We start from the raw sequence: 7,498 nt of genomic DNA, 5'->3' as shown, positions 1-7,498 counted from the left end.
AGATGTGTATAAGAGACAGACCTGAAGGTTGCGGTGAAACGTTCTGGCAACTGAGCTAGTGCCGCACAATAAGTTACTAGTTTTAAGTTACAAGCTTCAAGTTAGTTACTTTCCTCTTGAAACTTAAGCCAATTTCTTTTGGTGAGAAATTGGAGCGGCACACGAGGCTCGAACTCGTGACCTCAACCTTGGCAAGGTTGCGGTAAAACGTTCCGGCAACTGAGCTAGTGCCGCATTCAAAAGTAGTCAGTAATTTGTCCGTTGGTGCACAACCTTGAAGGTTGCGGTAAAACGTTCTGGCAACTGAGCTAGTGCCGCATTCAAAAGTAGTCAGTAATTTGTCCGTTGTCGCACAACCTGAAGGTTGCGGTAAAACGTTCTGGCAACTGAGCTAGTGCCGCAAATTTCAACTATAAAAGTTTAGCTAAAGACATACCAACCCCGCGGGGGTTAACGTCTTAAGCGGGGCAGGATTCTACAATAATCCGATGTGTTTGCAAATGTTTTTTACAAATTAAAGAATTTTTCTTGGTAAACCTTTAATTCCATGATCGAATCTTTGATATCGTCAAGGGCTAGATGTGAACCTTTTTTGTTCACTTGCGCTAATACGTCAGGTTTCCAACGACGTGCAAGTTCTTTAACGGTACTCACATCAAGGTTACGGTAGTGAAAGTAGTCTTCCAATTCAGGCATGTACTTATTCATAAAACGGCGGTCTTGGCCGATAGAATTACCACACATAGGTGAAGCACCCGCAGGTACCCATTGCTTTAGAAATGCCAAAGTTTGATCAATAGCATCTTGTTCAGTGAATGTGCTTGCTTTACAACGAGCTGTTAAACCAGATTGACCGTGCTGAGTCGTGCACCACTCGTCCATACCATCAAGCAGTTCATCGCTTTGATGAATAGCAATAACAGGGCCTTCGGCCAAGATGTTTAAATCACTGTCGGTGACAACAGTGGCAATTTCGAGTATTTTATCTGTTGCTGGTTCGAGGCCTGTCATTTCTAGGTCGAGCCAGATAAGATTTGATTTATGAAAAGACATAGTTACCTTAGCGGTGCTTTCCTTTAGATCCAACGCATTTAGATATATCATATTAGTATCATCAGTCGACCTAAAGCTTTTTTTTCAAAAAGCCCGACATTTACTCAAGTTATAGGCCAAAAGTGGCAAAACAAAAGAAATTAAGTAAAGGCCAATCGCGTCGAATTAAGGCCAATCATCAAAAACGCCTCTCTAATGCAGACAAAAAGCAACAGAAAGGGGCAACTGTGCAATGGCAAAATGACAATTTAGGCCCTGCCGAAAATGCGGTTGTGATCAGTCGATTTGGCCAACATGCCGATATCGAAACCGAATCAGGCGAAGTATTGCGCTGTAATATACGTAGAACAGTATCGAGCCTTGTATGTGGTGATGAAGTTATTTTTCGCCGTGCAAAAGTTAGCGAAGGCGACTTAGCAGGCGTTATTGAAGCAACCCATGAGCGTCGCTCACAATTAACGCGCCCTGATTTTTATGACGGGGTGAAAGTTGTCGCTGCCAATATCGACCAAATTTTAATGGTCTCTGCGGTATTGCCTGAGTTTACACCAAACATTATCGACCGCTATTTAGTTGCCTGTGAAGACATGGGTATTGAGCCTATTTTAGTGCTTAACAAAATAGATTTAATAGACGATGAAGGCCTTGCTTTTATTGATGAAATTCTCGATATCTATCGTGAGCTAGGTTATCAAGTACTGTTAGTCAGTAATAAAACCGGTCAAGGCATTGCTGAGCTTAAACAAAAACTAGTTGATAAAAACAGCATTTTTGTTGGTCAAAGCGGTGTGGGTAAATCAACCTTAGTGAACACTGTACTGCCAGATGCAGATATCTTAACCCAAGAAGTCTCTGAGAACAGCGGCCTTGGTCAACACACAACAACCGTATCGCGATTACACCATTTACCAAGTGGTGGTAACCTAATCGACTCACCGGGAATTCGTGAGTTTGGCTTATGGCATTTAGATGTTGAGCGCGTTACATGGTGCTTTAAAGAGTTCCGTGATTTTATTGGTGGCTGTCGTTTTCGCGATTGTAAACATTTAAACGATCCTGGCTGTATAATTCGCCAAGCTGTTGATGATGGTGAAATTTCAGAACTTCGTTTTGACAGTTACCACCGAATTTTAGAAACTATGGCCGACGGCCGTGCTGGTGCACGCGCTCCTCGCGTATAACTATTTAGGAAATAACAAGTGAGTTTAGATAAATTCAAAATTGCTATGCAATATGCCATGCCAAAACATTTCATTTCGCGCATGGTTGGCAAGTTAGCAGCAGCAAAAGCGGGTGGCTTAACAACGGCCTTAATTAAATTGTTTATCAAACAATACAAAATTGATATGAGTGAGGCTAAATACCCAGATCCAGCTCATTACAAAACTTTTAATGAGTTTTTCACTCGCCCATTAAAAGAAGGTATTCGTCCACTTGCTGAAGAAAGCGACATTATTGCTCACCCAGTTGATGGTGCAATTAGCCAATTAGGCGATGTAGTCGACGGTCAAATCATCCAAGCAAAAGGCCATGACTACAGCTTACAAGCACTCCTTGGTGGCAAAGAAGAAGACACAGCGCCGTTTTTAGGCGGTAAGTTTGCAACTATTTATTTAGCGCCTAAAGATTACCACCGAATTCACATGCCTGTTGATGGTACGCTAAGCAAAATGATTTACGTACCGGGTGATTTATTTTCGGTAAACCCGTTAACAGCACAAAATGTACCTAACCTATTTGCTCGTAACGAGCGTGTTGTGGCTATCTTTGAAACTGAAATTGGCCCGCTAGCCATGGTACTTGTAGGTGCAACAATTGTTGCTAGCATCGAGACTATTTGGGCAGGCACAGTAACGCCACCAGCAGGTAAAGATGTATTTAGTTGGAATTACCCAACCACAGGTGACAACGCGATTACTCTGAAGAAAGGTGAAGAAATGGGTCGCTTTAAATTAGGCTCTACCGTTATTTTAGCTTGGGGTGCAAATCAAGCTGAGTTCTTATCAGATCAACACCCAGAAACAGTAACGCGCATGGGCACACCATTTGCGAAAATTAACGACTAATAAGTTCAATTTAGCAAACCACTTGAGCAAAAGTGGTTTGCTTAAAACTCTCTATAAATCGCGCCTACACTCCACGATTACACTCTGAACACTCCCTGTCTTTTTGAATATTAAAGCGCTCTTGTTTTAGTGTTAGCCCATCAAATTGAATAAACTCGCTGCCCGTTTTATGGCCAAGCAATATATTGATAGCCAATAAACTTTGCATGCTGCCCATAACACCCAGTAACGGGCTCAATACCCCAGCATTGTCACAATTAAGTGCTGTTTGTTCCTCCGTTTGCGGGAATATACAGCCATAGCAAGGGCTTTGTTCATCACGAAAATCAAAACTCATCACCTGCCCCTGTGTTGCAATAGCCGCAGCTGAAACAAGCGGAATAGATTTAGCTAAACAATAGCGATTAACCAAATACCGGGTAGCAAAGTTATCACTGCAATCAAGAATGATGTCAGCACCTTCAAGTAGCTCAGCACAGTTACTTTCATCAAGCTTTTGGCATAGAGGTTTAACCGTTATTTGATTATTTAAACTGCTTAACACCTTGGCAGCCGCCTGTGTTTTTGCCTGCCCCATGTGGTTTACTTTAAAGAGTATTTGTCGCTGTAGATTTGAAAGCTCAACTTTATCGTCGTCAATCAAAGTGAGCGTTCCGATTCCTGCTGCCGCTAAATAAAACATTGCAGGTGAGCCAAGCCCACCAGCTCCGACAACCACAATATGAGCAGACTTTAACTTTTGCTGCCCCGCATGCCCCACCTCTTTTAGTAGCAAGTGGCGGCTATAACGAATTTGCTCTTTGTCGCTTAACGCGCTCATATTAAGACTGACCTTCGACCAGCTGTTTTAACTTTGCAATGGCTGCTTGGTAGTCTTCGGCTTCAGTAATCGCACGCACTACGGCAACACTGCCAACACCCGTGCTCGCAACTTGCTCTGCCCGTGATATATCAATTCCACCAATTGCCACCGTTGGATAATCGGCCATCAACGGCACAAATTTTTCGAGTTTCTCTAAGCCTTGAATTTGCCCCGTCATGTCTTTGGTGGTAGTTGGATAAATAGCACCAAACGCCATATAACTTGGTCTGTAATTATGTGCACGCAGCATCTCATAAAAGCCATGAGTCGACACACCTAAGCGTAACCCCGCCTCTTTTATGGCAATTAAATTAGCGGTTTGTAAGTCTTCTTGCCCTAAATGCACACCATAAGCGCCGTGCTTAATCGCCAATTGCCAATAATCATTGATATACACCTGCGCATCGTACTTCTGCCCCAGCATAACCGCACTTGCAATCGACTCATCAAGTGCTGCATCGTCTGCATTTTTCATTCTTAATTGAACGGTTTTAACCCCTTCGGCTAAACACTTCTCTAACCAATCAACCGTATCAACAACGGCATATAGCCCAAGCTGTTTAGAGTCGCACTCGGCAAAACCTGCTGCCATGGTAAAATCAACCGGGCAATCAAAGTCGAGCTCATCACCCAGCCAACTTCCCGCTTCGATGACTTGTGGGTAATCAGCTAGATTTGTTGGAAAGCAAGTGTGTGCAACGGGGCCAATCCCTTCACCATATCGAATGGCTGCTTTTAATCCTTGGTTTATATAGGTTTTCGCTAAAATAAAGGCATCTTTGAGAGGATACTGTTTGGTTAAACACGCAGCAATCACAGAGGCCATACTGCATCCAGTACCGTGACTATGCGGAGTTTGAATTTTTTCGTTACCAAGCCAATATTCCTGCTCACCTTGCACGCAGTAATCAATGCAATAGCCACTTGGGTAATCCCAGTGACCCCCTTTGATGATCACCGCTTTTGCACCATAGCCTGTTAACTTCTTTGCGGCCTCTTTCACTGCGCTTGGGCCAATCAGGTAAACACCAGTTAATAGCTGTGTTTCGTGGGTGTTCGGTGTTACAACATCGACTAATGGCAATAAACACTCTTTGATAGCACTAACAGTATCTTCTTCTGTTAATAAATCACCACTTGAGGCAATGGCAACCGGATCATAAACAACCAAAGGCGGCTCTGCCCAAGTTGCTTTGTAATGTTTTAAATGCTCACTAATAAGCTGTATTTGCTGCACATTGGCAAGCATGCCAATTTTAATCACGCTGGCAGGCATATCACTGGCTAAGGCTAATAGTTGCGACTCAATCACTTCTGTTGAAATCGGGTTAAGTGCTTCTACACCTAAACTATTTTGTGCCGTTAAAGCAGTAATAACCGTACAGCCATGTACATTAAAACTTTGCATTGCCTTGATGTCGGCTTGAATTCCTGCACCGCCGCCCGAATCTGAGCCAGCTATGGTCCATACAACCTGATTCATGTTATTCCTCACATTTTATTCTTGATGCCAAAATGGCATTCCAAGCGTCGGCGTTGATGGGCTTGCTACGTCTTTCTCTGGCATCGCTTTAGCCACATAGCTAGATCGCCCCGCTTCAACCGCACTCTTAAACGCTTTACTCATCGTTACTGGGCAACCTGCACCTGCAATTGCCGAATTTAATAATACGGCATCATACCCTAATTCAAGCGCTTGACAGGCATGAGATGGTAAACCTAAGCCCGCATCAACAATTAAAGTATGGTTTGGCAAGCGCTCACGGATCATTTTTAAGTTATAAGGATTCAGCAAGCCTTTGCCTGTGCCAATCGGTGCGCCCCAAGGCATAAGTACTTCGCAGCCTAAATCAGCGAGGCGCTGACACAGCACTAAATCATCTGTGCAATAAGGTAAAACTTTAAAGCCATCGGCCAATAAAATTTTAGTGGCTTCGAGCAGTGCGATTGGATCGGGCTGTAAATTATATTCGTCACCAATCAACTCTAACTTGATCCAATCAGTGGCAAACACTTCGCGGCACATTTGTGCCAAGGTCACTGCTTCTTTCACACTATGGCAACCCGCCGTATTTGGCAGCACCTTTAACCCGGTGTTTTTTATCAATTGCCAAAAATCATCACCCGCAGCAGCGCTTTGCTGACGTCTTAATGAAACCGTGACAATCTCAGCCTGTGAGGCCACTATCGACTCTGTCATAACACTTGGCGAAGGGTACAGTGCTGAGCCAATCAGTAAACGACTCGTAAATTGCTCACCATAAACTGAAAAACTATCCATCTTAGCCTCCTTGAATTGGCGACAATAGCTCAATGCTGTCGCCTTCATTGAGGGGTTTAGCATCGCATTGGCTGCGCGGTACAAAGTCACCATTAACGGCAACGGCAAATGGAGGTCTTGCGCCAAACTGGCTCAACGCCTGAGTGAGCGATGTATTGTCGTTCACTGTAACTGACTGACCATTAATTAAAATATTCATTTTTATCCTTAAGCAATTAAGCTCACTGCATCATCGACCACCTGAGGCGCAAGTAAATAGCCATGACGGTACAAGCCATTAATTTTGATCACTCGACCTTGTTTTGTGACTTTCGGACGGTTGTCTGCAAACGCTGGACGAAGCCCTGATTGCAAGCTCTCGATACGCCCTTCAGCAAAGCCGCTATGCACCGTATAAGCAGCAGACAATAACTCCAGTGCCGAGCGCACGGTCACTTTACCTGTGTCTTGCGATTCAATTTCAGTCGCACCAATCACAAATTGATGATTTGGCTTAGGAGCAATATAAATTGGGTAACGCGGATGCATCAGCCGTATTGGTCTGGTTAGGTTCACCTCAGGTGCATATAAACGCGCCACCTCCCCTCTGACTCCGCGAAGTAAGGGTTCAGCCTGTTTTGCACCTAAGCCGCGGCAATCAAATACATAATCAAAGCTTTGGCCATTCACTTGATGGGCGTTCAATTCAACTTTACAGCCAAAGTTAAATTGCACTCCTTGCGAGGTAAGCTTTTTAAAACTAGCGCTATAAAATGCCTGATTATCGAGTTGCCCTTCACAAGGTAAATACACACCTTGATGGAAACGCCCAGCTAGTTCTGGTTCAAGGTCAGCGATTTGAGTGCCAACCAATGCCTGTGCCTGATAGCTTTCAAGCGGTTTTAAGCGGCTCACAAAACTTTGTAAATCGCCCTTATCTTGCTGATGAGCAACCACTAAACTGCCTGTTTGTTGAAAATACACAGCGTCATCGAGCTCACTTAAAATTTGCTGCCAACGAGTGATGCTATTAAGCCCTTGTAGGGCTAAATCCTGTTCACACAAGACTGATTCAGCAAGGGGGGCTAACATTGCTGCAGCAACGCTGCCAGCACTGTTGCTAGCATGTTCATCACCTTGCTCAAACACACTTAACTGATGCTCTTTAGCAAGTGCTAATGCAGTTAAACGACCAGTTAAACCAAAACCCAGTATCGCTATCTTTAATGACATAAACTTTCTAGGCCCTAGGCTCTT

The 7,498-nt window shown here is 43.9% G+C and carries 8 protein-coding genes and 1 tRNA gene; 2 read left to right on the top strand and 7 right to left on the bottom strand.

Features of this window, described 5'->3' with window-relative positions:
* Positions 1-150: 150 nt before the first annotated feature.
* Both JIG37_RS18130 and orn read right to left on the bottom strand, forming a co-directional pair.
* Positions 151-234, bottom strand: a tRNA-Gly gene (locus JIG37_RS18130).
* Between the two features lie 273 nt (positions 235-507).
* Positions 508-1,053, bottom strand: coding sequence for an oligoribonuclease (orn, locus tag JIG37_RS18125; RefSeq protein WP_054554138.1), 546 nt, complete (start codon positions 1,051-1,053; stop codon positions 508-510).
* 122 nt (positions 1,054-1,175) lie between these two features.
* Between orn and rsgA the strand changes: the two genes are divergently transcribed.
* Complete coding sequence (gene rsgA / locus JIG37_RS18120; protein ID WP_058585944.1) at positions 1,176-2,234, top strand: small ribosomal subunit biogenesis GTPase RsgA; 1,059 nt, start codon at positions 1,176-1,178, stop codon at positions 2,232-2,234.
* An 18-nt stretch (positions 2,235-2,252) separates the two neighbouring features.
* A complete protein-coding gene (gene asd, locus JIG37_RS18115; protein WP_175083551.1) occupies positions 2,253-3,119 on the top strand; it encodes an archaetidylserine decarboxylase in 867 nt (288 codons plus the stop codon).
* Between the two features lie 64 nt (positions 3,120-3,183).
* Here the strand turns inward: asd and JIG37_RS18110 are convergent, their stop codons facing one another.
* Genes JIG37_RS18110 through JIG37_RS18090 form a run of 5 tightly spaced genes read right to left on the bottom strand, consistent with a single transcriptional unit; the run spans position 3,184 to position 7,474 of the window.
* Positions 3,184-3,939: a HesA/MoeB/ThiF family protein gene (locus tag JIG37_RS18110; RefSeq protein ID WP_199530006.1), complete on the bottom strand. Its 756-nt coding sequence runs from the start codon at positions 3,937-3,939 to the stop codon at positions 3,184-3,186.
* 1 nt (position 3,940) lies between these two features.
* Positions 3,941-5,464: a thiamine phosphate synthase gene (thiE, locus tag JIG37_RS18105; RefSeq protein WP_199530005.1), complete on the bottom strand. Its 1,524-nt coding sequence runs from the start codon at positions 5,462-5,464 to the stop codon at positions 3,941-3,943.
* Between the two features lie 15 nt (positions 5,465-5,479).
* Positions 5,480-6,262, bottom strand: coding sequence for a thiazole synthase (locus tag JIG37_RS18100; protein ID WP_199530004.1), 783 nt, complete (start codon positions 6,260-6,262; stop codon positions 5,480-5,482).
* A 1-nt stretch (position 6,263) separates the two neighbouring features.
* Positions 6,264-6,461, bottom strand: a complete 198-nt coding sequence (gene thiS / locus JIG37_RS18095) for a sulfur carrier protein ThiS (RefSeq protein ID WP_054554133.1) — start codon at positions 6,459-6,461, stop codon at positions 6,264-6,266.
* A gap of 8 nt (positions 6,462-6,469) precedes the next feature.
* Entirely contained in the window at positions 6,470-7,474 is a 1,005-nt protein-coding gene (locus JIG37_RS18090; protein WP_199530003.1) for an FAD-dependent oxidoreductase, read from the bottom strand.
* Between the last annotated feature and the right edge of the window lie 24 nt (positions 7,475-7,498).

Source organism: Pseudoalteromonas sp. bablab_jr010 (genome assembly GCF_016464105.1).
Lineage (GTDB): Bacteria > Pseudomonadota > Gammaproteobacteria > Enterobacterales > Alteromonadaceae > Pseudoalteromonas > Pseudoalteromonas simplex.
Note: the sequence above shows the minus strand (reverse complement) of the source record. Positions and strands in the feature narration are given on the sequence as shown.

Excerpts from the sequence above, each read along its gene's own strand:
- thiE (WP_199530005.1), bottom strand. The coding sequence starts at position 5,464 with ATGAATCAGGTTGTATGGACCATAGCTGGCTCAGATTCGGGCGGCGGT.
- orn (WP_054554138.1), bottom strand. The coding sequence starts at position 1,053 with ATGTCTTTTCATAAATCAAATCTTATCTGGCTCGACCTAGAAATGACA.
- thiS (WP_054554133.1), bottom strand. The coding sequence starts at position 6,461 with ATGAATATTTTAATTAATGGTCAGTCAGTTACAGTGAACGACAATACA.
- JIG37_RS18090 (WP_199530003.1), bottom strand. The coding sequence starts at position 7,474 with ATGTCATTAAAGATAGCGATACTGGGTTTTGGTTTAACTGGTCGTTTA.
- JIG37_RS18110 (WP_199530006.1), bottom strand. The coding sequence starts at position 3,939 with ATGAGCGCGTTAAGCGACAAAGAGCAAATTCGTTATAGCCGCCACTTG.
- JIG37_RS18100 (WP_199530004.1), bottom strand. The coding sequence starts at position 6,262 with ATGGATAGTTTTTCAGTTTATGGTGAGCAATTTACGAGTCGTTTACTG.